The sequence below is a fragment of the Flavobacterium sp. genome, assembly GCF_024710485.1.
Classification (GTDB): domain Bacteria; phylum Bacteroidota; class Bacteroidia; order Flavobacteriales; family Flavobacteriaceae; genus Flavobacterium.
Window position 1 is genome coordinate 1 of the sequence record NZ_JANJUQ010000043.1, and the last position, 23233, is coordinate 23233.

Annotated in this window: 20 protein-coding genes; 10 read left to right on the top strand and 10 right to left on the bottom strand. The window is 39.7% G+C overall.

All coding sequences use genetic code 11. The features are described from left to right. On the top strand, positions 1–5776 hold a 5776-nt coding region (locus tag Q0M21_RS11220), incomplete at its 5' end, for a gliding motility-associated C-terminal domain-containing protein (RefSeq protein ID WP_295338219.1). A 37-nt stretch (positions 5777–5813) separates the two neighbouring features. Here Q0M21_RS11220 and Q0M21_RS11225 read toward each other — a convergent pair. Beyond that, the gene (locus tag Q0M21_RS11225) at positions 5814–6164 is read right to left on the bottom strand and encodes a DUF1801 domain-containing protein (protein WP_295338222.1); all 351 of its coding nucleotides are present in this window, start codon (positions 6162–6164) and stop codon (positions 5814–5816) included. Next, a complete protein-coding gene (locus Q0M21_RS11230) occupies positions 6165–7538 on the bottom strand; it encodes a M28 family peptidase (RefSeq protein ID WP_295338224.1) in 1374 nt (457 codons plus the stop codon). An 86-nt stretch (positions 7539–7624) separates the two neighbouring features. Here Q0M21_RS11230 and Q0M21_RS11235 point away from each other — a divergent pair, with 86 nt between their 5' ends. Genes Q0M21_RS11235 through creD form a run of 5 tightly spaced genes read left to right on the top strand, consistent with a single transcriptional unit; the run spans position 7625 to position 10728 of the window. Further along, positions 7625–8233, top strand: a complete 609-nt coding sequence (locus tag Q0M21_RS11235) for a hypothetical protein (RefSeq protein WP_295338226.1) — start codon at positions 7625–7627, stop codon at positions 8231–8233. 1 nt (position 8234) lies between these two features. Beyond that, a complete protein-coding gene (locus Q0M21_RS11240) occupies positions 8235–8531 on the top strand; it encodes a transcriptional regulator (RefSeq protein WP_295338228.1) in 297 nt (98 codons plus the stop codon). A gap of 54 nt (positions 8532–8585) precedes the next feature. Beyond that, positions 8586–9041, top strand: coding sequence for a hypothetical protein (locus tag Q0M21_RS11245; protein ID WP_295338230.1), 456 nt, complete (start codon positions 8586–8588; stop codon positions 9039–9041). Between the two features lie 2 nt (positions 9042–9043). Next, entirely contained in the window at positions 9044–9361 is a 318-nt protein-coding gene (locus tag Q0M21_RS11250) for a hypothetical protein (RefSeq protein WP_295338233.1), read from the top strand. Positions 9362–9372: 11 nt separating this feature from the next. After that, the gene (gene creD, locus Q0M21_RS11255) at positions 9373–10728 is read left to right on the top strand and encodes a cell envelope integrity protein CreD (RefSeq protein WP_295338235.1); all 1356 of its coding nucleotides are present in this window, start codon (positions 9373–9375) and stop codon (positions 10726–10728) included. A 93-nt stretch (positions 10729–10821) separates the two neighbouring features. On the opposite strand, the gene Q0M21_RS11260 is transcribed toward creD, so the two are convergent. From Q0M21_RS11260 to Q0M21_RS11290, 7 genes are all read right to left on the bottom strand, one after another. Continuing rightward, on the bottom strand, positions 10822–11865 hold the full coding sequence (locus Q0M21_RS11260) for an o-succinylbenzoate synthase (RefSeq protein ID WP_295338236.1): 1044 nt from the start codon (positions 11863–11865) through the stop codon (positions 10822–10824). A gap of 2 nt (positions 11866–11867) precedes the next feature. Next, positions 11868–13067, bottom strand: coding sequence for a hypothetical protein (locus Q0M21_RS11265; protein WP_295338239.1), 1200 nt, complete (start codon positions 13065–13067; stop codon positions 11868–11870). A 71-nt stretch (positions 13068–13138) separates the two neighbouring features. Beyond that, positions 13139–13816 carry a metal-dependent hydrolase gene (locus tag Q0M21_RS11270; RefSeq protein ID WP_295338242.1) on the bottom strand — a complete coding sequence of 226 codons (678 nt, stop codon included), beginning with the start codon at positions 13814–13816 and terminating at the stop codon, positions 13139–13141. An 18-nt stretch (positions 13817–13834) separates the two neighbouring features. Then, positions 13835–14758, bottom strand: a complete 924-nt coding sequence (gene menA / locus Q0M21_RS11275) for a 1,4-dihydroxy-2-naphthoate octaprenyltransferase (RefSeq protein ID WP_295338245.1) — start codon at positions 14756–14758, stop codon at positions 13835–13837. Between the two features lie 28 nt (positions 14759–14786). Continuing rightward, on the bottom strand, positions 14787–16286 hold the full coding sequence (locus Q0M21_RS11280) for a PH domain-containing protein (RefSeq protein WP_295338248.1): 1500 nt from the start codon (positions 16284–16286) through the stop codon (positions 14787–14789). Beyond that, positions 16286–16801: a PH domain-containing protein gene (locus Q0M21_RS11285; protein ID WP_295338251.1), complete on the bottom strand. Its 516-nt coding sequence runs from the start codon at positions 16799–16801 to the stop codon at positions 16286–16288. Before Q0M21_RS11285 ends, Q0M21_RS11280 begins: the two co-directional genes overlap by 1 nt. Positions 16802–16831: 30 nt before the next feature. After that, complete coding sequence (locus tag Q0M21_RS11290) at positions 16832–17674, bottom strand: 1,4-dihydroxy-2-naphthoyl-CoA synthase (protein ID WP_290873409.1); 843 nt, start codon at positions 17672–17674, stop codon at positions 16832–16834. A gap of 126 nt (positions 17675–17800) precedes the next feature. Between Q0M21_RS11290 and Q0M21_RS11295 the strand changes: the two genes are divergently transcribed. After that, a complete protein-coding gene (locus Q0M21_RS11295; RefSeq protein WP_367273730.1) occupies positions 17801–18892 on the top strand; it encodes a C1 family peptidase in 1092 nt (363 codons plus the stop codon). A gap of 29 nt (positions 18893–18921) precedes the next feature. Here Q0M21_RS11295 and ygiD read toward each other — a convergent pair whose 3' ends face one another. Further along, entirely contained in the window at positions 18922–19755 is an 834-nt protein-coding gene (gene ygiD, locus Q0M21_RS11300) for a 4,5-DOPA dioxygenase extradiol (RefSeq protein ID WP_295338303.1), read from the bottom strand. A 158-nt stretch (positions 19756–19913) separates the two neighbouring features. On the opposite strand from ygiD, the gene Q0M21_RS11305 reads away from it, so the two are divergent. The 3 genes from Q0M21_RS11305 to gap all read left to right on the top strand — a co-directional run bounded on the left by Q0M21_RS11305 (position 19914) and on the right by gap (position 23200). Then, positions 19914–21158, top strand: a complete 1245-nt coding sequence (locus Q0M21_RS11305) for an MFS transporter (protein ID WP_295338254.1) — start codon at positions 19914–19916, stop codon at positions 21156–21158. 88 nt (positions 21159–21246) lie between these two features. Then, positions 21247–22146 carry a lipoyl synthase gene (gene lipA / locus Q0M21_RS11310; RefSeq protein ID WP_295338258.1) on the top strand — a complete coding sequence of 300 codons (900 nt, stop codon included), beginning with the start codon at positions 21247–21249 and terminating at the stop codon, positions 22144–22146. Between the two features lie 61 nt (positions 22147–22207). Then, positions 22208–23200, top strand: coding sequence for a type I glyceraldehyde-3-phosphate dehydrogenase (gene gap / locus Q0M21_RS11315; RefSeq protein ID WP_295338261.1), 993 nt, complete (start codon positions 22208–22210; stop codon positions 23198–23200). Positions 23201–23233 lie beyond the last annotated feature (33 nt).

Genomic DNA, 23233 nt, shown 5'->3' on the forward strand with positions numbered 1-23233 from the left:
CAACTGTCCGCCTCCAACAACATTGAGTGCCTCAGGAATCACTCAAACTTCTGCGAATTTAAGCTGGGGTAACCCGGGAGGAGCAACTTCTTGGGAAGTTGCTGTTCAAACAGCAGGTTCACCTATTCCTTCTGGATCAGGTATCCAAACCAATTCGAATACCAATTATCCTGCAACAGGCTTAGCATCGGGGACAAATTATCAGTTTTATGTTAGAGCTGACTGTGGTAACGGTACTTTTAGTGCTTGGACAGGACCTTTCTCTTTTACTACAGCCGCAAATTACTGTGCTGGTAATCATTTTTACGATACAGGAGGAGCAACCGGCACTTATAACAATAGCGCCAATGTAACAACAGTAATTTGCCCAGATACTCCTGGTGAGCAAATAACTGTCATATTCAACACCTTCAATCTCGAAAACAATTATGATTACCTTAAAATATATGATGGCAATAGTGCTTCAGGAACTTTGTTGGGTAACTTTACGGGAGCAACAATTCCTCCATCTTTCACCTCAAGCGCTATTAATGGTTGTTTGACCTTTGTATTCACTTCTGACTCCAGTGTTACAGCTGCCGGTTGGGATGCTACCATTATTTGCGGACCGCCTCCAACTTGCCCTAAACCAACTGCAGTAACCATAAGCAATACCGGTCAAAATGGGGCAACTGTTAACTGGACTGAAGTAGGAACGGCTACTACATGGGAAATATTATTATTACCGGCAGGTTCACCTGTTCCAACGGCTTCTGCTACAGGAATTGTAACAACTGCTAATCCCTACCCTATATCGGGATTAATTTCTGCCACTTCATACGATGTTTATGTAAGAGCTATTTGTAACCCTTCTGACATCAGCTTTTGGTCTAATAAAATTTCGTTCACGACTCTAATTGCCAATGATGAATGCATTAATGCAGTGAATGTGCCTGTAAACAACACAACAACGTGTTCTCAAGTCACACCGGGAAGCCTATTGGGAGCGACAGCTTCTTCACAAGGTAACACCTGTAGCGGAACAGATGATGATGATGTTTGGTTCCAATTTACAGCTACCAGTTCACAACATGTAATTTCGTTACTTAACGTAACCGGAAGTACAACCGACCTTTATCATGTTTTGTATACCGGAAGTTGTGGTACTTTAACTCAATTATACTGTAGCGATTCCAACACTAGTAATGCCAATAACTTAACCGTTGGACAAGTCTATTTTATCAGAGTTTACTCTTATACCTCGACTCCCGGACAAACTACAACTTTTAATGTTTGTGTTGGTACTCCGGTACCTCCGCCGACTTGTATCAACAACCAACCTGCAGGTAATACTTGCCAAACAGCTACACCTATCTGTAATCTAAACGGGTATTGCGGTAGTACTTCGTCAACTTACACCGCAGATTATTGGTCACAATTGAATAGTACGTTTTGCGGTTCCATAGAAAACAACTCATTTTTAACTTTTGTGGCCACTTCAACAAGTATCTCTTTTGACGTTTGGGTAACCAGTTCTGAAGATAATTTTGGAATTCAAATCATGATTTTTAGTGCCAATAATTGTTCCGGAACTGTTAATAACCTGACTTGTTGGAGTCCGGGTGTGGTCCCATCAGGCTCAACCAATATATCGGCGAACGGATTAGTAGTTGGAAACACTTATTACATTATGATTGATGGCTATGGAGGCGATGTTTGTAACTATGTGATTGCCGCCAATACAGGAATTCAAACTCAAGTAAACGCTACAACTTCTGACGATAACATTTGCTTAGGAGAAACTGTTACCTTAAGTGCAACCGGCGGTAATGGAAATTATAATTGGACTTCCAACACTACTACTACTGGTTTGAGCGCTTCAACAGGTAGTAGTGTAACCTTTACTCCTACTGCAGCAGGAACATATACCCTTACAGCCACTTCTACAGATGGCAATACGGTTTGTCCTCAGGATGTTATGGATTCTGTGACAGTTGTTGTTAACGAAAACTTATTACCGACTTTTGATACTTTTGGTCCTTATTGTGAGGGCGATACGGTAGCCGTGTTACCAAGTATTTCCAACAATACCGTCAATGGTACATGGTCACCTGAAATTATCAATAATTCACAATCCGGTTCCTATACCTTTACTCCGACAGCCAACACTTGTGCTTTGCCTGTAACAGTAAATGTCATTGTTAACACCAATACAACGCCAACTTTCGCAGCTATTGCCCCACTTTGTATTGGGGAAACGGCTCCGGTTCTACCTACGGTATCTAACAACAATATCAATGGAACTTGGTCGCCGCCTGTAATTGACAACACTCAATCGGGGAACTATATTTTTACACCTGATGCTAATCAATGTGCTTTTAGCATCAATCAAAATGTAGTGGTAAATCAAATTACTACACCAACGTTCTTATCTCCAGCTCCTATATGCATTGGAGATCCAGCTCCTTCATTACCAACTACTTCCACAAACGGCATAACGGGAACATGGTCTCCGGCTGTTGTAGACAATACTCAAACCGCAACGTACACGTTTACTCCTGATGCCGAGCAATGTGCAGAACCTACTACTTTGGCGATTACCGTTTATCAAAATTGCTCTTTCGGAAGTTTTGCCAGCGCGGTTTGGTTGACCAATTGTGAAGACAACAACTTTTTCAATACCGTGGGTTCAGGAACCTCAATCATTGGTCCTGTTCAAAATATTTTCCCTAATGTTGATTTTGGAACCTACCTAACCAACTCAGGGACATTTAAGCTAAGAGGTGGTGAAGTAAAAACATTCAAAATCGCCACTGCTAACGTTTGTAGTGCACGTATGAATTACAGAATCTACCCTGCTTCAGGTACACCGGGAGCGTTTACGGTATTAAACTTACCTTTCTTTAACGATTGTTTTTCAGGCTCTTTCCCAAGCGGCGGACCATGCAGTCCGGGTGACCAAAAATGGCAAAGCGTATTGAACGATAGCCAATCACCTTTAGATTTAACCGCTTTCCCTCCGGGAGATTATGTGATTGAAGTGTATTATGATGTTACTGGTGACGTAAACTCTACTTCACAATGTGATGATACCATCTTCATCAACAATAACGGAGCTAACTTTATAGCTACTTACACGCTTCAGGCGAATCCGAATTATACGGCTGCAAATCCTGGTGAATGTAGTGCAAACGATGGCAGTATTACCATCAGTGCTCTGGCACCAAATACTACATATAATTTCACCTATACCTATAATAATGTGGCTGTTGGACCAAACACAATTACCACAAACGCTTCAGGAAATTATACGCTTTCCGGTTTAAGCATTGGAACTTATAACGGATTTACATTTGTGGCGAATGGTTGTACCATCAACTCAATCAATACTGTAAATTTAACTTCGCAATCCAATGTCTTGGTTTCAGGTACCAATCCACTGACTTGTAACGGAACAAGCGGTACTTTGGTTATCAATGGCCTTAATCCGAATCAGTCTTACAGTGTAACCTATACAGATGACAATACTCCTGTTGGCCCTCTGAATTTGACTTCTGATAGCAACGGACAAATCAGCATTACCGGATTAAATGCGGGAAGTTATGCTGACTTCAATTTAGCTTCAACATACTGTACTTTTGTTTCTAATCAAGTCATTACTTTAACGAATCCAAATGTTCCGGTAGTTACGGTTAACAGCGAAACAATTTGTTTCAACCAATCGACTACCATAACGGCAACTCCACAGACTCCGGGGAATTACATTTATACTTGGACTGTACCTACAGGTTTCGCTAATCCGGGCAATGTGGCTAGTTTCAGCACCAATGTGGCCGGTACTTATACCGTAACGGCAACTCCGGTTGGTACTACATTCTGTAACGGAAGTTTTGAAAATCCGGCTACTTCAGGAGCATTCCCTAATATGATCAATGAAAGTGCTGTTCCATGCTGGGAAACCACAGCAACTGACGGTATCTTAGAAGTTTGGCCTCAAGGATTTGAGAGTTCTGTTGCTTATCAAGGAACACAATTAATCGAAATCAACGGTAATTCGACAGCCACTGTTTTCCAAGACTTCACCACTTATCCGGGAGCGGAATTGCAAATATCTTTTGCTCACAAAGGCCGTTGGGGCAATGATGTTGTTCGCGTAGAAATCGGTCCTGTTGGCGGTCCGTATACTTCTTTAGGTCAGTTTAACGATGGTAACTCCGCATGGGTATTCCATACTTTAACTTATACTGTACCAACTTCCGGCGGCAATAACTATTCCTTGAGATTTGTATCGGTATCAAGCTCGGGCGGTGATCCAACAGTAGGTAATCTTTTAGATGCAGTTAGTGTAACTTCTACAGAGTGTTCCTCTGCACCAGCATCAGGCACTGTAACTGTTACACCTGCTGTAACTTTAACTTTAAACACTGCTAACAATACACAAAACGTTTGTATAAACACTGCTATTCAAAATATAGTGTATACGGCAGCCAATGCAACCGATGTAATAGCCAGCGGATTACCAACGGGAGTGAACGGCTCGTACGATAACACTACCGGAGTATTCTCCATTAGCGGAACACCAACCGTATTTGGAACTTTCAACTATACAGTAACCACGAGCGGTGGCTGTAATGTTGTTGTGGCCAATGGTACTATTACTGTGAATGCAACTGTTGCGGCTACTTTCAACAATATCGTTATTTGTCAAGGTGATGCGGTTACCTTACCAACAACTTCTTTGGAAGGATTTAGCGGCCTTTGGTCACCATCGACAGTTAACAATACTCAAACAGGAACTTATAACTTTACTCCGAATGCCGGTCAATGTGCTACCGCGGGAAGTTTAACAGTAACTGTAAACATTCCGACTTTACCAACGTTCACACCAATGGCTCCTATTTGTAGCGGCGGCATTTTAAACGCCTTACCAACCACTTCCAATAATTCGATTAACGGAACTTGGTCACCGGCATTAAACAATACCGCAACTACAACCTATACTTTCACTCCTACAGGAGGGCAATGCGCCAGTACAACTACGATGACTATAGTAGTGAATCCGAATGTAACACCAACGTTCAACGCCATCGGTCAGCTTTGTATAGGTGAAAGCGCTCCGTCGTTACCAACTTCATCATTAGAAGGTATTTCAGGAACTTGGACGCCGGCGATTATCGACAATACCGCTTCAGGCACTTACAATTTTGCTCCTAATCCGGGGCAATGTGCCACTAATGGTTCGCTTTCCGTAACCGTTCAAAGCGGTTTCGATTTTGAAATCAGCGGCAGTTGTGTGGAAAATAATTTCATCGTTGAAGTGACGGCGGTTAATGATACTTTTAATGTAGACAATGCCAGCTATACTTGGTACAACAGTAACCAACAATTGGTAGGTTCAAATTCGAATACTTTCAACGTAACGGAATATTTGCTCTCAACTGTTGCTGAAGAGTCTATGCCGATTACATTCTCTTTAACGGTTACCACACCGGACGGTTGTTGGAGAAATGAATCTATCACTTTAGATAGAATCTTCTGTGGCATCCAAAAAGGAATCTCGGTAAATAATGACGGTAAAAATGACTTCTTCGATTTGCGTTTATTGGATGTAAAAAACCTAACATTATTCAATCGTTACGGTATGAAAGTCTACAGCAAAAACCAATACAAAGACGAATGGAAAGGTCAATCAGACAATGGCGATGACCTACCGGACGGCACATATTATTATGTCATCGAATTCAACAATGGCAGCGAAACCAAAACCGGTTGGATTTACAAAGCAAAAGCAAATTAATAACAAAAAGTCCCGACTTGTAATCGGGACTTTTTATTTAATATAAGGTTGCGGCTTCTTTAATTACGGTAATTAACACTTCTATATCTATAGTGTCTAACGAAGTATATCGCAATGATTTGACAGTATTTCTACCGTTATCGGCAATTAACTGCGGCGTATGATTTTTCAATTGAAATCCTTTGGCAAAACCAACATCTACAAATTGTTTTTTGTGACTCGCATTCAAATAACAGAAAGGCTTGCTCTTGTAATAAAAATAAGGAATACCCCATTTGTACTCGTGTGTGGCTTCGGGTAAAGTTTGCTTCATCACATCGATTATACAAAGGAGAATATCTCTGTAATGTGGTGGCTGATTTAAAATGTACTGTTCAACGGGTTTCAATTAATCAATTCCGTATTGGTCAAACAAATACACTAGAGAAGCCATAGTGGCAGCACCTAGTTCCAATTCTCTTTTATTGATGGCATCAAAAGTATCGTTGGCTGCATGGTGGTGGTCAAAATAACGTTGCGAATCAGGACGCAGACCGGCTTTAACAATCTTCTCAGAAGTAAGTGGATGTATGTCAGCTCCCGTATAGCCTTTCACAAAAAGATGGATCAAATACGGTTCAAATAAAGGTATCCAACTTTTGACTTTAGCAAAATTAGCATCGTCGCACTCCAACGAAAAACCTCTAGGAGTAAAGCCACCGGCATCACTTTCAACGGCGAAAATATGGTTCTCTTGGTTGCGTTTGGATTCGGCTTCGTATTGTTTTCCGCCTCTACCACCGTTCTCTTCATTCATATACAACACCACGCGAATCGTGTTTTTGGGTTGGTAATTGAGTTTTTTAAAAAGTTCCAAAACTGCCATACTTTGAACGCAACCGGCTCCGTCATCGTGTGAGCCATCGGCCAAATCCCAAGAATCCAAATGGCCGCTGACTACCATAATTTTCTCCGGATGAACCGACCCTTTGATTTCGCCTATAACATTATACGACAGTACATCATCGAATTGCTGACACGATTGTTTAAAGAAGAAAGTTAGTTTCGGATTTTCCTTTAATTTCTTACTCAACAATTCCGCTCCGTTTGTACTGATAGCGGCAGCCGGAATATATTGTGATTTGGCCAGACTACCGTAACTGGTGACTCCGGTATGCGGAAAGTCGTCCAAACGCAAATTCAAGGAACGTACTATGGTAGCAACTGCTCCATATTTAGCCGCTTCGGCAGCACCGGAATACCTTTGGTCACCGCAGCGACTGTAGGATAAAAAAGTATCTATATTCTCCGGCTCCATCGGACGGTTGTAAAAAACAATTTTACCTTTAATTTTGGCTTCGCCTAGTGTTTCCAATTCCTTTAAGCTGTGAACTTCAATCACATCGGCTGTGATTCCCGATTTAGGCGTGGCTATTGAACCGCCCAAAGCGCAAATCGGCACTTTGAATTTGTTTTTAGCATCGATGATATATGCGGTTTCCTTTTCGCCTCTCTCCCATTTGGGCACCATCACTTCTTGCAGGAATACGCGGTCTAATCCTAAAGTCTCGAGTTGCTGTTTGGTGTAAAGCACTCCTTTTTCGGCACCTTCTGAACCCGATAAACGTTGTCCTACTTTATTTGACAAATCATCTAGCCAAGAATAACATTTAGAATCCGTTAGAGCCGTTTTGTAAATCGACTTCAACATTAGTTCGTCATTGGATTGCGAAAAACCCAGTAATCCAAATAAAGATAAGCAACCGAAAAGCACTTTTTTCATGAGACTAATTTTTCTCAAAAATAATTGAAAAAACATTTGGTCACGGAAAAATATTTTACTTACTTTGTTTTTCAAAGTACTTTAATATGGAAACAAAAGATTATTTGAAAGACATACAAGACATCAAACAAATGATGGCGCAATCCACTCAGTTCATTTCTTTGAGCGGATTATCGGGTATATTAGCTGGCTTATATGCTTTGTGTGGTGCCGTTGTGGTTGATTTTTTGATTGACCATCATCAAGGTGAATTTATCACTTTGGAAAGCTCTACTTTCAAACAAATCGTTACCGTAGCCTTAGTGGTTTTGGTGTTGTCGTTACTGACAGCCTATTTACTCACGGTAAAAAAAGCCAAAAAAGTGGGTGAAAAAGTATGGAATCCTTCGTCGAAAAGACTGTTAATTAATTTTTGCATCCCATTGTTTACCGGCGGTATTTTGTGCTTACTTTTATTGAGACACGGTGTGTACGGACTCATAGCACCTATCACACTGATTTTTTACGGATTGGCTTGTGTGAATGCCAGCAAATATACTTTGCGCGATATTCGTTATCTGGGCATCACCGAAATTATTCTGGGCTTGATTGCCGTAGAATTTTCCGGTTACGGTTTGTATGTATGGATTTTGGGATTCGGAATTTGCCATATCGTTTACGGCGCCGTGATGTATTATAAGTACGATAGAAATTAAGTTGAAAAACCTCATTCAAAATATCAACAAAGCTTTTGATCACCGAATCCGTTTGGGGATTATGTCGGTATTGATGGTCAATGAGAGCGCCGATTTTAATATGCTCAAAGAATTATTGGGTGTTACTGATGGCAATTTGGCCAGTCATACCAAAGCGCTGGAAAACGAAAACTATATTATGATTGAAAAACAATTCATCGGAAAAAAACCGAATACTCGCTATATTGCCACAGCTGTCGGAAAAAAAGCCTTCCAAGAACACATTGAAGCACTTGAAAAATTAATTCAGAAAAGTTAACCCTATTTTTTTATCTATTTACTTTGTTTTTCAAAGTACTTTTAATTAAAAATTATGAGAGATTTAATCATCGAAAAAATGTACGAATGGAGCAAAAAGCCCTATCAAAAGTTTTTTAAGAAAAACGAACCTTGGCCTATTACTTCTAGAGAATTAATTGGCTATCCGACGGAGAGTTTAGGCTTTCACATGGGTTGCTTCTTATTAAAATACAATTTTGAAATCCAACCCAAATTGGAAGATCACGATGTATTTCATGTCCTAACCAACACCGGCGTTTCAGTGACGGAAGAAATCGGGATGCAATATCTGTTGTTGGGTAACGGCAAGAGAAGCGCTTATCAGTTTGCTGTGATTGCCATCGGAACACTCTTCTACCCTATGCAATGGAAACTCTTTAATACCTTTTACCGACGCGGAAAATCGGCACATCAGTTTTACGATTTACCCTTTGAGAAAATGCTGTTACAACCACTCATAAATATTCAGAACACCTTTAACATCAAATAATTATGGAAAATACCTTAGAAAACAATGCTGAAAACGACAGCAAGTTCACCACTTACTTGGCTTTAGGCTCCTTTAGTGTCGGTACTTTACTGTTCCTTGCTTATATGCTAAATCCTAATTCGACCTTAATTAAAATTGGATTTTGCTATGTAATGTTCGCTTTATTGGTCAACACCATAGCATTAATCAGCCTGATAATTGACCTATTGCTTCATTGGGAAAACCGAGAGCAAATCGCCATCAAAATACTCATCTTGTTGGCCAATCTTCCTATCGCTTTTTTATACCTCAACATTATATTTAATCACAGTCACATTTAAAAATCAACCTCATGGAAAGTCAAGAAACTCAAGGCAACGAGCCGAAATCATTTTTACAATCCAATACCGCCAAAATGATTATGGTGGGATTGCTAACGCTCTTTTTACTCATTCCGCTACTGTTTGTACAAGATTTGATTCGGGAACGCTCTGAGCGAAAAAACGAAGTCGATCAAGAAATTGCAACCCTATGGGGAAGCGACGTCACTTTCTACGGACCGATACTGAGAATTCCGTATCAAACGTATGAGAACTACAACGTCACCGATACCAAAACCGGTGCGACTACGATTCAGAAACGAGCTTTCACACAATATGCTTACTTCTTTCCGAACGAACTGAACAACGTTTCCGAGGTAAAGAAAAACGAATCGCTAAAACGAGGCATCTTTAATCCGATAGTGTTTACGGCGAATATGAAGTTCAACGGGAATTTTACTGCACCGAATTTTGCCAAACTCAACATACCGACAGAAAATGTCCAATGGGACAAAACGGCTGTTTTGGTGAGAACGACCAACTTAAAAAGCATCAAAAGCGAGTTGTCTATTAAGCTCAACAACGAAAAACTACTATTTGAACCACAGCCGGAAGACAAAAGCGACTACAGTATTTTAGCTACGACCTTATTCAATTATACCGAATTGGCAGCAGGAAAACCAATACAGTTTCATTTCGACATTCAGTACAACGGCAGCAATAGCATCAACTTTATTCCGATTGGTAAAATCACAAAGGTTTCCATGGCCTCCGACTGGGAATCGCCCAGTTTAGAAGGTTCGTTTGCCGCTAATGATGCGACTAAAGTAGTCAACAAAGATGGCTTTCACGCCGATTGGAAAATACTCGATATCAACCGAACTTTTAGCCAACAATACGCCAACGCTTTGCCTAACTTAGACGATTACAAATTCGGCGTCAAATTAATTAATACCGTTGATGAATACCAACAAAACGAACGCGTGTCCAAATACGGCTTTTTGGTCATTGGCTTGACCTTTCTGATTTTCTTTTTGATCCAATCGGTGAGCAAAATCAACATTCACATTTTCCAATATTCTATGATTGGGATAGCACTCATCATGTTTTACACTTTGCTCATTTCAATTACGGAACACAGTAGCTTTAGTTTGGCTTACGCGATAGCCGGAACGGCAGTTATCACGATGATTACACTCTACTCGATATCGATTTTAAAGAACCGAAAATTTCCACTGTTTATAGCTGCCGCACTTACGGTTTTGTACAGCTTCATTTATGTGATTATTCAAATGGAAGGTTATGCACTGTTGGTTGGAAGTATTGGCTTATTTTTAATCCTCGGAGCTGTGATGTATTTCTCTCGAAAAATTGATTGGGGAAAATAAACATCTGTGAATCTCATTTTTTCTCCGTGAATCTCTGTGTAACTAAAAAATGTGACTGAGATTCACGGAGTATTTTTTTTTGATTCGAAGCGATTAAAGTTGGTCAAAATCGAATTGCCACTCGAGTTCATTTCGATACCAAAGTTGGCCTTGCGCAACTTGCAGCGGACTTTCAAAATTATTGGTATACAAAGCACCCGTTCCTAAACCTTGCGGCATTGGATTATTTTGCAAATAGGTAAACTGGGCAATCGCATTCAAACCGATATTGCTTTCCAAAGCCGAAGTAATCCACCAACCGATTTGGTATTTTTCGGCTAAGGCAATCCATTCCGAAGTACCTCGAAATCCACCGATAAAACTCGGCTTCAAAATGATGTATTGCGGTCGAACTTTTTGCAGTAAAGCTTCTTTGTCTGCCAAAGAAAATACACCTATCAGTTCTTCGTCCAAAGCAATAGGCAATTGGGTGTTTTTACAGAGAACTGACATCGTGTCAGTATTGTTTTTTTGTATCGGCTGTTCAATACTATGAATTTGAAAACCAGTAATTTGATTAATTTTATCTAAAGCATCATTTTCAGAAAAAGCACCGTTAGCATCAACCCTGATCTCTATAGTTTCCGCATCGAAATTTTGACGAATAAATCGCAATAAAGCCTTCTCTTTCTCAAAATCTATAGCGCCTATTTTCAATTTAATGCAGCGAAAACCTTGCTCAATTTTCTCCTCAATTTGACGTTTCATAAACGCTTCATCGCCCATCCAAACCAATCCGTTAATGACCATTGAATCTTCTCCGGAAGTGAATTTTGAAGGCAATAAAACGAAAGGATTTTCGCTTTGCAATGATAAAAAAGCCATTTCTACTCCAAACTGAATCGATGGGAATTCCATTAATTCCTTCCATAATTTTTGAGCACCGAGATGAATATTTTCGCAAACCCATTGCAATTTTTCTTCATAATCCGGTCGGTCATCTGCCGATAGTCCGCGTAAAATGCCACACTCACCTATGCCCTTTTTCCCGTTTTCTTCCAAGACCAAAAACCAGGTTTCTTTATCGGTTAAAACACCACGCGAAGTTCCGGATGGTTGTTTGAAATGCAGTATGTATTTATGATAGGTTGCTTTCATCTTTAGTCTAAAAGGCGTAAAATCTTTTTAAAATCGGAAGTATCAAATCCGTTCTTTTCGAATTGTTGGAAATCGGATTTAGTTTGTTCAGCCCAGCTTTTCCCGTCTGATAAATTATTACTTTGGTACTTTTTATGTAGATCTTTCGCCTTACTCAATTGATTGGTAAACAAATAAACATGTGCCAATTGCAATTGGTAATGCAACGCTGTTTTATCCAAACCAACCGCTTTCAAATAAGCTTCTTCCGCTTTAACAAATTGCTTAGATGACAAATACAAACTACCCAACAAAGCATAATCGGCAGCCGCAGCTCTTTTCTTTTCAATAATTTCTTTTTGAATAGTTAGAATCGCTTCCGGTGTTTTGTTACTAAAACGAAGTTGTTGCGCTTCTTTTCGGAGACTTTCCAAATAACTGTTCAACTGTCCGGATTTTACTAAACTCTCTTCCGAAATTGTTTCCAAGGCTTGGACCTTCTCTACAGCCAATAGTTTTTGGTACTCGGCATAAGTATATTTCTTGGTAAACAACTCCAAAAATGTCCCGAACCACAAGTCTTTATTCGCTACTTTTAAAGCGATATCCGACTGTTGTATGGTTTTCAAAAGTTCTTTTTTGGCTTGACTCGACCAACCGCTTTTTAAAGTATTATCTACCCAAGGCACTACTTCTAAAACAATTTTTTGCTTCATTACCCAATTGTCACTTTCAAAGGCAAACCAAAGTTTTTTGGGGTTGGCCGTCAAACATTTGGAAGCTTCAGACAAGAGCTTAGCCGCTTTATTTACCGATGTTTCTTGAGCGAAACAAGCATTTTTAGTCGTTCCCGATTTTTCAAACTGCAAAGCATCGGTTTCGTTGGTAAAAACATAAAACTTGCACTTGTCCTCGCCGGTAATGGTGGAAAGCAAAAAAACCGCTCCGGCCGTACCTTGACTAATACCGCTCGGGTCCGGGATTGCTTTTAAGAGCGAAACCAAACTCGAACTGATTTTTTGATTGTCATCCAGCAGTGAAATGCGAAAAACCACTTCTGTAGTTCCTACAGGAAAATCAACCGATTGTATAGCTTTGCGCTTTCCGGCTTCTAAAAGAATCGTTTCGTTGGTGGTGCGAACATTGTCCCAATAACCCTCGTTATTTTGGGCGAATAAAACATTCAAAACAAACAAACAGAGCGCAGTAATGGAGAATTTCATAGTATTTTTTTCGTTTAGAAAACAAGAAGAGTGCCAAAAATGACACTCTCGTTTTAAAATATTACCTTGAATTATAACTGTATGCTTTCGCCGATGGCTAATAACATCAAATCTTTTCCGGCATCAAAGAATTTCTTTTTGGCTTCCTCATGATTGATGACGATGTAACCGAAAGTATCGTAATGACAACCCAATACTTTATCACAATCTACAAAATCAGCAGCTATAATGGCATCTTCTACGTCCATTGTAAAATTGCTGCCGATAGGGAAAATCGCCAAGTCTAATTGGGTACGCATCGGAATCAATTTCATATCCATCGTCAAGGCTGTATCACCCGAGATGTAGATGTTTTTGTGTTCGCCTTCGATAACAAATCCGCCGGGATTTCCACCATAGTTTCCGTCGGGAAACGAACTGGAATGAATAGCCGATACGTATTTCACCTTGCCAAAATCAAACACCCAACTACCACCGTGATTCATCGGATGGTTTTGAAACCCTTTGTTGCCGTAATACGAGGCAATTTCCCAATTGGACACGATAATAGAATTGTTGTTTTTAGTGATGGTTTCTACATCTAAAATATGGTCTTGGTGTGCGTGTGTCAGCAAGATATAATCTGCTTTTAAAGCATTCACATCGATATGAGCGGCATTAGGATTTCCGGAGATAAACGGATCAACAATAAGATGTTTGCCTGCAATTTCTATCCCGATGGTCGCGTGACCGTAAAAAGTAATTTTCATAGCTGTACAATATTTTGATTAAACGTAATTCACTACTACATCAGAAATGAAGAAAATAAGGCACAAAGCCAATAATACCGCCAGTAAAAAAGTACTGATGGCTAATTTTTTCAATTCAGGATCTAAGAATTTCGGATTTTGGTTTCTGTAAACGGTTATCAAATGGCCAATCATAGGAAAATAAGCCACGACAAAGATGTATTGATCGAAATGGAAGCCGTTTAAAAAGGCAAAAACCAACACCAAAACCATGGCTGAAATCACCAAAAAATAATGGTATTTCTTAGCAGCAGCACCACCCATTTTCACCACTAAAGTATTTTTCCCTGATTTTCGGTCACTTTCCTCATCACGCATATTATTTAAGTTTAAAACGCCAACACTCAAGAAACCAATCGCAATAGCCGGCAATAATAACAACCAATCAATGCTTTTGGAAAACATAAAATACACGCCGAAAGTGCTTACCAAGCCAAAGAAGATAAACACAAACAAATCGCCAAAACCTCTGTAGCCGTAAGCGCCTTTGCCAACTGTATAGCGAATGGCTGAAGCGATAGCCAAAATTCCCAGCACAAAGAAGATAAACGAATAAAGCAAATAGTGGTCTTTAAACGCAAAGTAAATCAACAACACTGCGAATAACAAAGTAATGATAGAGGTAATCGTCATGGCTTTTTTCATCTCCGCCGGAGAAATAACACCACTTTGAATGGCGCGCTTTGGCCCAACTCTGTCTTGATTATCCGTTCCTTTGACGCCATCGCCGTAATCATTGGCAAAATTGGACAGTATTTGCAAGCCCAAAGTGGTCAACAAAGCAAAAACGACAATGTTCCAATTGAACATACCTTGCGACATGGCATAAAAACTTCCAACGATTATGCCGGATACCGATAGCGGTAAAGTTCTGACTCTAGCGGCTTCAACCCAATGTTTCATAGTGTTTTATTAATGTTTTATTTTATTATTACATCCAATTGCTGTCGGAAGTTTCGATTTTATACAACCAACGGTTGACATATTCGTTTATCTTGTCGAATTGTCCCGAATGAAACGTAATATTTCCTCCGGCCGTATGTACCGTTAACGATCCTATATTTAAACTTTTATGCCAAAACAATTGTGAGGTCGTAATAGCTTGTATTTTATCGATTTGTATTATTTCTTGGTCTACATCCCATGCGCCGCTTTGTTTAATGATGTGTTTATCAGCTACAAAAAGTCTGTAATTTCTAAACCCGAAAAACAAGAGCGTTGCCATCAAAAAAGTATAAATCAGTGCTAGATTCTGATGCTCTAAAACCTCAGAAAACACAAAATTGCCTACAGCAAAATAAGCGGTTAAAGGTAGGATTATTATCAGGAATACCGAAAAAATGAGACGACGAAAATTTGGAAACATCATGGCGCCTTTTTGTGGTAATTCCCGGAACAACAACTTTAAAATTTCATCGCGTTCTGCCGTGTTACAACCCGGAATTTCGATGAGTGATTTGCTGTCTTTTTTTTCGTCGCTGATGGCTTGACGAATTTTGATTTCGAGCACATTCAGCTTTCGTTGAAAGTAATTTTCAGAAACCTTAACTATCTGAACTTTTTCGGGTTTTAAGATGGTACTTTGAGTAGAAATTAAACCATAAGTTAGCATTAAAGATCCTTTTTGATTCGTCACAGTATAGTCGAAAAACTTGACTAATGTCCGAACAACATTGATGACAAAAATGACAGTGAACATCATTAGAACAAAAATCATCACTGTGTAAAGCAACGAATATCCATCTACTAAACCTTTGATGCGATCCGTATCTACCAAATCTTCGGCACCGGCTTGGTGTAGATTTTCGTATATGGTAAAGAAAAAGGTCAAGATCAAACCGATGCTTTTTACATAATTCGAAGTGAATCCGATTTTGAGCAAACTCACCAAATTAATTTTTAAGAACGGAGCGGTTGTATCTTCTGTCTGTGGTATTGCAAGCTCAGTTTCATCAACCACAATTTTGCCTTCGTTTTCCAACAACTTCGATTTTAAAGCCAAGGCCAAGCTATGTGATATGGCTTTGATGTTCCCTTCTTTTTGATCACTTCCGGCGGTATCAACATCAATGGAGTAAACACCTATCAAGCGTTGGATAAAATTTTGCTTGATGTTTACCTGCTGAATTTTATGCAATTGGATTGCCGTCTTGCTTTTGTTGATGATACCGTCGTTAATAACAAACTCATCGTTATCTTCATCGATGAAAAAGGTAAAGTTTCGGTATTTTAAAAAAGAATAAACGCCGAAATAAACCGCTATTCCCAAGGCTATCAGGAGTCCAACCCAAACAGAACGATCTTCAGCTCTCAACAAAGTAATCACTATAATTGGCCAAATATTTTTCAGCAAGACGAAAATCATCTCGAGAAAAATCACCAAAACTCCGATAGCGGATTGGCGTTGCGGCTGATTGAAATTGGTTTCCATTACAATTGCTTTTGAATTTTACCCATCAACAATTGTTTGATATTTTCAGCTTCCTCTTTGGCAATTCCGGGAATTTCCAGATCGCTCGACATACCGCCGGCGGTAAAGATTTCAATTTTAGCCAACCCGAAAAAACGCGCAATCCAGCCTTCGTGAAGCGCCACGTGCTGAACCCTATTGTACGGAATCACCATCGTATTGGTGGCGATGATGCCGCTGCGAAAAATCACGTCATGGTTTCTGAAAGCATAGGCTTTTTTTTTGTAAGCGATATTAGAAATCAAAAACAATAAAACGATAAAAATCGCAAAACCGGTTGACAAAATCCAACGGTAATCGCTTAATTCTTCGATAAAAATCAGCGCAGAAACCAAAGCAATGGTCAGAACCAAAACCAATAATCCTCTGGCTACCAACAATTCTCTCCAATAATTCGGATGCAAAGCAGTCAATGGTACCGTTTCATACCGAGGCAATTGTGTAGTGTCTATTTTTTCGTTTGTGAATTCTGTCATAAGTGAATGCGATTTTATTTTAAACGCTGTTTACGGAATCCATTTGTTCTTTCCGAAATTCGGCTTTCTCTTCTCCAAAAAGGCATTTCTTCCTTCAATAGCTTCGTCGGTCATATACGCCAAGCGAGTGGCTTCTCCGGCAAATACTTGTTGTCCAACCATACCGTCGTCGGTTAAATTCATGGCGAATTTCAACATCTTTATAGACGTTGGCGATTTTTCCAAAATTTCTTGCGCCCATTGATAAGCAGTAGCTTCTAATTCATCATGTGGAATAACGGCATTCACCATTCCCATATCAAAAGCTTCTTGCGCCGAGTAATTTCGGCCTAAAAAGAAAATTTCACGGGCTTTCTTTTGACCGACCATTTTAGCCAAATACGCCGAACCGTAGCCACCGTCGAAACTAGTTACATCGGCATCGGTTTGTTTGAAAATGGCGTGTTCTTTACTGGCTAGTGTTAAGTCGCAAACCACATGCAAACTATGGCCACCGCCAACAGCCCAACCCGGAACCACGGCAATAACCACTTTGGGCATAAAGCGAATTAAGCGTTGAACTTCCAAAATATTCAAACGATGGTAACCGTCTTCACCTACATAACCTTGATGTCCGCGTGCTTTTTGATCGCCGCCGCTGCAAAACGACCAAATGCCGTCTTTAGTACTCGGCCCTTCTGCTGAAAGCAATACTACGCCGATAGAAGTGTCTTCCATAGCATCGTAAAACGCATTGTATAATTCACTGGTGGTTTTAGGGCGAAAGGCATTGCGTACGTTAGGTCGATTGAAGGCTATACGTGCTACGCCGTCGCATTTTTTATAAGTGATATCTTCATATTCTTTGGCCGTAACCCATTGGATGGTACTCATAACAAAACTAGTTGTATTAATTTTTTATATAATTAGTTAAAATTAATGGTTAGACAACGAAAACCATTATTTTAGCGTAAAAATAAATTATTTTTCGAGTTTAACCTCACTACTAAACATATTCTTATGAAGAAAACTCTCATAGCGATTTCAGCATTATTTATAACTTTAAATACTTTTTCTCAAAAGTATGATTTTCAAATTATTAAAGAAATAAATTGTACTCCGGTAACCGCACAACAGAATACCGGAACTTGTTGGAGTTTTTCATCGACTTCTTTTTTAGAAGCGGAAATTATTCGCAAAACCGGTACTTCAGTCGATTTGTCTGAGATGTACACCGTAAGAAATATTTACCTCGACAAAGCCGAAAATTATGTTATGCGCCAAGGAAAAGCACAGTTCGGCGAAGGCGGTTTGAATCACGATGTAATGAACAGCGCCTTAAAATACGGACTTACTACACAAGCCGAATATTTGGGAAAAATAGAAGCCGACGGAAAATACGACCATTCTAAAATGGTGATAGAATTAGAAGATATTGTAAAAAAAGCAGTAGCACTAACTCCTAAAGCTTATCCGAATTGGAAATCGGATTATAATGCGGTACTTGATAAATACATGGGATCAATAAAAGAGGTTGAGACCATCCCTGTTGAAATTTTGACCCGTGATTACAAGTTGGATTTAAATGATTACATCACCATAACGTCCTTTAAGCATGAACCGTATTACACTAAGTTCATCTTAAATATTCCTGATAATTTTTCGAACGGCTATTTTTATAATGTAACTTTAGATGAGTTCATTCAAAATATTGACAATGCAATTGCGAAAGGGTTTACAGTAGCTTTGGATAGCGATGTAAGTGAAACCACTTTTTCTGCCAAAACCGGTGTCGCTGTTATACCTCAAAACGAAGCCGATGCTACCGCTATCCTAACCGAAATCAAACCTGAAAAAAGCATTACGCCGGAGTTTCGCCAAGCTGAGTTTGAAAACTACAACACCATGGACGATCATTTAATGCATATAGTTGGAAAAGCCAAAGACCAAAAAGGAAATATTTATTACAAAGTCAAAAATTCCTGGGGAACAGCATCGGGCAGAGACGGATACATGTACATGAGTGTTGCCTACATGCGATTGAAAGCTATTTCAGTTTTACTACATAAAGATGCCTTAACCACATCTACCAAAAATGCCTTAGGGTTGTAAAAAAAGAGGAAGCATTTAGCTTCCTTTTTTTATCCGATTTTAACGGATGTCATCGTTAAAGAACCTCCAACTGCTTTATCATTGAAAAAATTAATCGAATCGGTTTTGTCTTGTAACCCTAAACTATACAATAACGGATAATAATGATCCGGTGTCGGAATCGCCAATTTGGCAGCACTACCTAATCGTTCATATTGAATCAGTGATTGCGTATCACCTGCTACAATTTTTTCTTTAAAAACCTGATTGATTTCCTGAGCCCAATCATACCCGAATTCCGGTTCATTGAGTTTGTCCCAAGCCACCATTCTTAGATTGTGTACCATATTTCCACTTCCGATAATCAGTACGCCTTTTTTTCTCAAAGCAGCCAATTCTTTAGCCAAATCATAATGGTATTGTGGAGGTTTACTGTAGTCAATACTCAATTGTAACACCGGGATATCGGCATCGGGATACATATGTCGTACTACAGTCCAAGTACCATGATCCAAACCCCAATCGTGATCCAAACCAACCGAAGTCGACGCAATTAATTTACTGGTTTCCAAAGCCAACTCAGGACTACCCGGAGCCGGATATTGAACATCGAAAAGCGCCTGTGGGAAACCACCGAAATCGTGTATGGTTTTAGGAGCTTCCATCGCTGTAATATGAGTTCCATTAGTCAACCAATGCGCCGAAACAACCAATACCGCCTTAGGCTTGGGAATCTCAGTACCAAGTTTAGCCCAGGTTTTTGAAAAGGCATTGTCTTCAATGCCATTCATAGGCGAACCATGACCAATAAACAATACCGGCATCTTACCGTCCGTTTCTTTCAAGTCCTTAGACCAATTGTATAAGGGATTTAAAGCCATCATTGTCGTTCCTCCTATTGCTAATTTGATAAAATTACTTCTATTCACCGTAATAATATTTGTATATACAAATTTAAGACAATAATTCCAGCAAAAGCTTAATTATAAAAAAATTAACAGTCAACAAAAAAAATATATATTTGATTATAAATACACAAACCATGCAACACTTTACACGCCGAGAAAAGTTCAAACACTTATTCGGATTTCCGGTAATTATAGCCTCTTTGGGCTATTTTGTAGATATTTATGACTTACTTTTATTTGGTATTGTTCGCATCCCTAGTCTAAATGATATGGGTTTAGAGGCAGATACTGTTGGCACTATGATTCTGAATTACCAAATGGTAGGTTTGGTTTTAGGCGGAATTATTTGGGGCGTTTTTGGCGATAAGAAAGGAAGACTTTCAGTACTATTCGGATCTATTATCGTTTATTCATTAGCCAATATTGCTTGCGGCTTTTTACCTCAAATGGATTTTGCTGATAAAGGAATGATTTATGCATGGCTTCGTTTTATAGCCGGAGTAGGACTTGCAGGTGAGTTAGGCGCCGGTATAACTTTAGTTTCCGAAACCTTACCCAAAGAACTTCGTGCTATCGGCACTTCCATTATTGCCGGATTTGGTGTATTGGGTGCTGTGGTGGCACAATTCACTGTAGAATTAGCCGGCAGTTGGACCACCGCTTACTTCATTGGCGGCGGATTGGGATTGATGCTGTTAGTACTCCGAATCAGTGTGGCCGAAAGCGGCATCTACCAAGCTCTTAAAGAAAATCACACCGTTAGAAAAGGAGATTTTTTGGCTTTCTTTACCAACAAAACGCTTTTTATTAAATACATAAAATGCATCCTTATAGGTGTGCCTATTTGGTACTGCATCGGAATATTAGTCTTTATGGCCAACCAATTCGCACCCGAAATGGGTATCACCGCCATCGACCCGGGAAAAGCAATCATGTGGGCTTACATCACCACCTCGGTTGGCGATTTTTCGAGTGGTTTTATTTCGCATGCCCTACATTCACGCAAAAAAGCCATTTTGTATATGTTACTTTTTACATTTGTCGGTGTGGCTTTGCTCCTTTTCAGTGGCACCAAAACTGAAAATATGTATTATTTCTATTGTGGTTGGATTGGATTAGGTTGTGGTTTTTGGGCAATGTTTGTGACCGTTTCCGCGGAACAATTCGGCACTAATTTACGTAGTACAGCCACTACCAGCATTCCCAACATGGTTCGCGGCACTGTTCCGATTATGTTGGTAGGTTATGATTATTTAAAAGAAAGCCACTCTGTGATTTTTTCAGCGGCTGTAGTAGGATTAGTGGCGTTTGCTCTTGGAATTTACGCTATTCTAACCATCAGTGAAACCCACAACAAGCACATGGATTTTGTAGAATAAGAACTATTATTTTAACAACATTTTCTGAAAATAAAATCCATTTTTCTTCATTCATCCTTTGTATCTTTGCAAGGCAAAAAAAGCAACTATGGAATCAATCATCGAAAGCAACCAACCTGTAGGCACGAGAGCCAACGCCGAATCGAGTGTAGCGAAACCAAAATGGCTCAAAGTCAAATTACCTATCGGCCAAAAATACACCGAACTTCGTGGTTTGGTAGACAAATACAAGCTCAATACTATCTGTACTTCGGGTAGTTGTCCGAATATGGGTGAATGTTGGGGAGAAGGCACCGCTACTTTTATGATTTTGGGCAATATCTGCACGCGCTCTTGTGGTTTCTGCGGGGTGAAAACAGGTCGTCCGGAAACCGTGGATTGGGACGAACCCGAAAAAGTAGCGCGCTCCATAAAGCTAATGAAAATAAAACATGCAGTAATTACCAGTGTTGACCGCGACGATTTAAAAGATATGGGTTCGATCATTTGGTTTGAAACAGTACAAGCGATTCGCCGTATGAATCCGCAAACCACCTTAGAAACACTTATCCCCGATTTTCAAGGCAATGAGCGATTGCTTGACCGTATAGTAGAAGCCAATCCTGAAGTTGTTTCTCATAACATGGAGACAGTGCGTAGGTTGACTCGCGAGGTGAGAATTCAGGCCAAATATGACCGAAGCCTAGCCGTTTTGAAATACTTAAAAGAGAAAGGCATCCGCAGAACCAAATCGGGTATCATGTTAGGTTTGGGCGAAACCGAAGAAGAAGTAATCCAAACCATGCAAGACTTGCGCGATAATAACGTAGATATCGTAACGATTGGACAGTATTTGCAACCGAGTAAAAAACACTTACCGGTAAAAGAATTCATCACGCCGGAACAATTCGAAAAATACGAAAAAATAGGCAAAGCTATGGGATTCCGTCACGTAGAAAGCGGCGCTTTGGTCCGTTCTTCTTATCACGCGGAAAAACATATTTTGTAACTTTTGGGTTTCCTAAAGTAAAGAATGACTTTGTTACTGACATTGAAATCGACTTAAAACATTGAATAAAACAAAAATAGCCATCAACGGTTTTGGAAGAATCGGCCGAAATGTGTTCCGATTACTTCTGAATCATCCTACTATCGAAGTTGTCGCCATCAACGATATTGCCGACAACAGAACGATGGCGCACTTAATTAAATACGACAGCATTCACGGGGTTTTGCCTCATGAAGTGTCGTATAACGAGCATTCAATTATAGTGGCCGGCAAACATTTTGCCTTCTTCCACGAAAAAGATATTGCCAATCTGCAATGGAATAATGTAGACTTCGTTATTGAATCAACCGGAAAATTCAAAACTTTCGACGAAATCAGTAAGCATCTCAAGGCCGGAGCCAAAAGGGTAATACTCTCCGCACCCAGTGAAGTTCCAGAAATCAAAACCGTTGTACTTGGCGTAAATGAAAATATCTTGGATGGTTCAGAACTGATAGTTTCAAACGCAAGCTGTACCACTAACAATGCTGCTCCGATGATTAAAGTCATCAACGAATTGTGCGGTATAGAACAAGCTTACATCACCACTGTTCACTCCTACACCACCGATCAAAGTTTGCACGATCAACCGCATAAAGATTTGCGTCGTGCGCGAGGTGCTAGTCAATCGATAGTACCAACAACTACAGGAGCTGCCAAAGCGTTGACTAAAATTTTCCCCGAAATGGAAGGCAAGATAGGCGGCAGTGGCATTCGTGTTCCCGTGCCCGATGGTTCCCTAACCGATATTACTTGCTACGTAAAAAAAGAAGTCACCATCCAAGAAATTAACAACGCTTTCAAACAAGCTTCCGAAACGCATTTGAAAGGCATATTGGCTTACACGGAAGATCCGATAGTTTCGGTGGATATTTTAGGCAATCCTAATTCTTGTCTTTTTGATGCTCAATTGACTTCTGTCATTGACAAAATGGTAAAAGTAGTAGGCTGGTATGACAACGAAATTGGTTATTCTTCCAGAATAATTGACTTAATTGTTTTGTTAAAAAAATAAATTACCTACTTTTATGAACCTAAATCTTTCTAA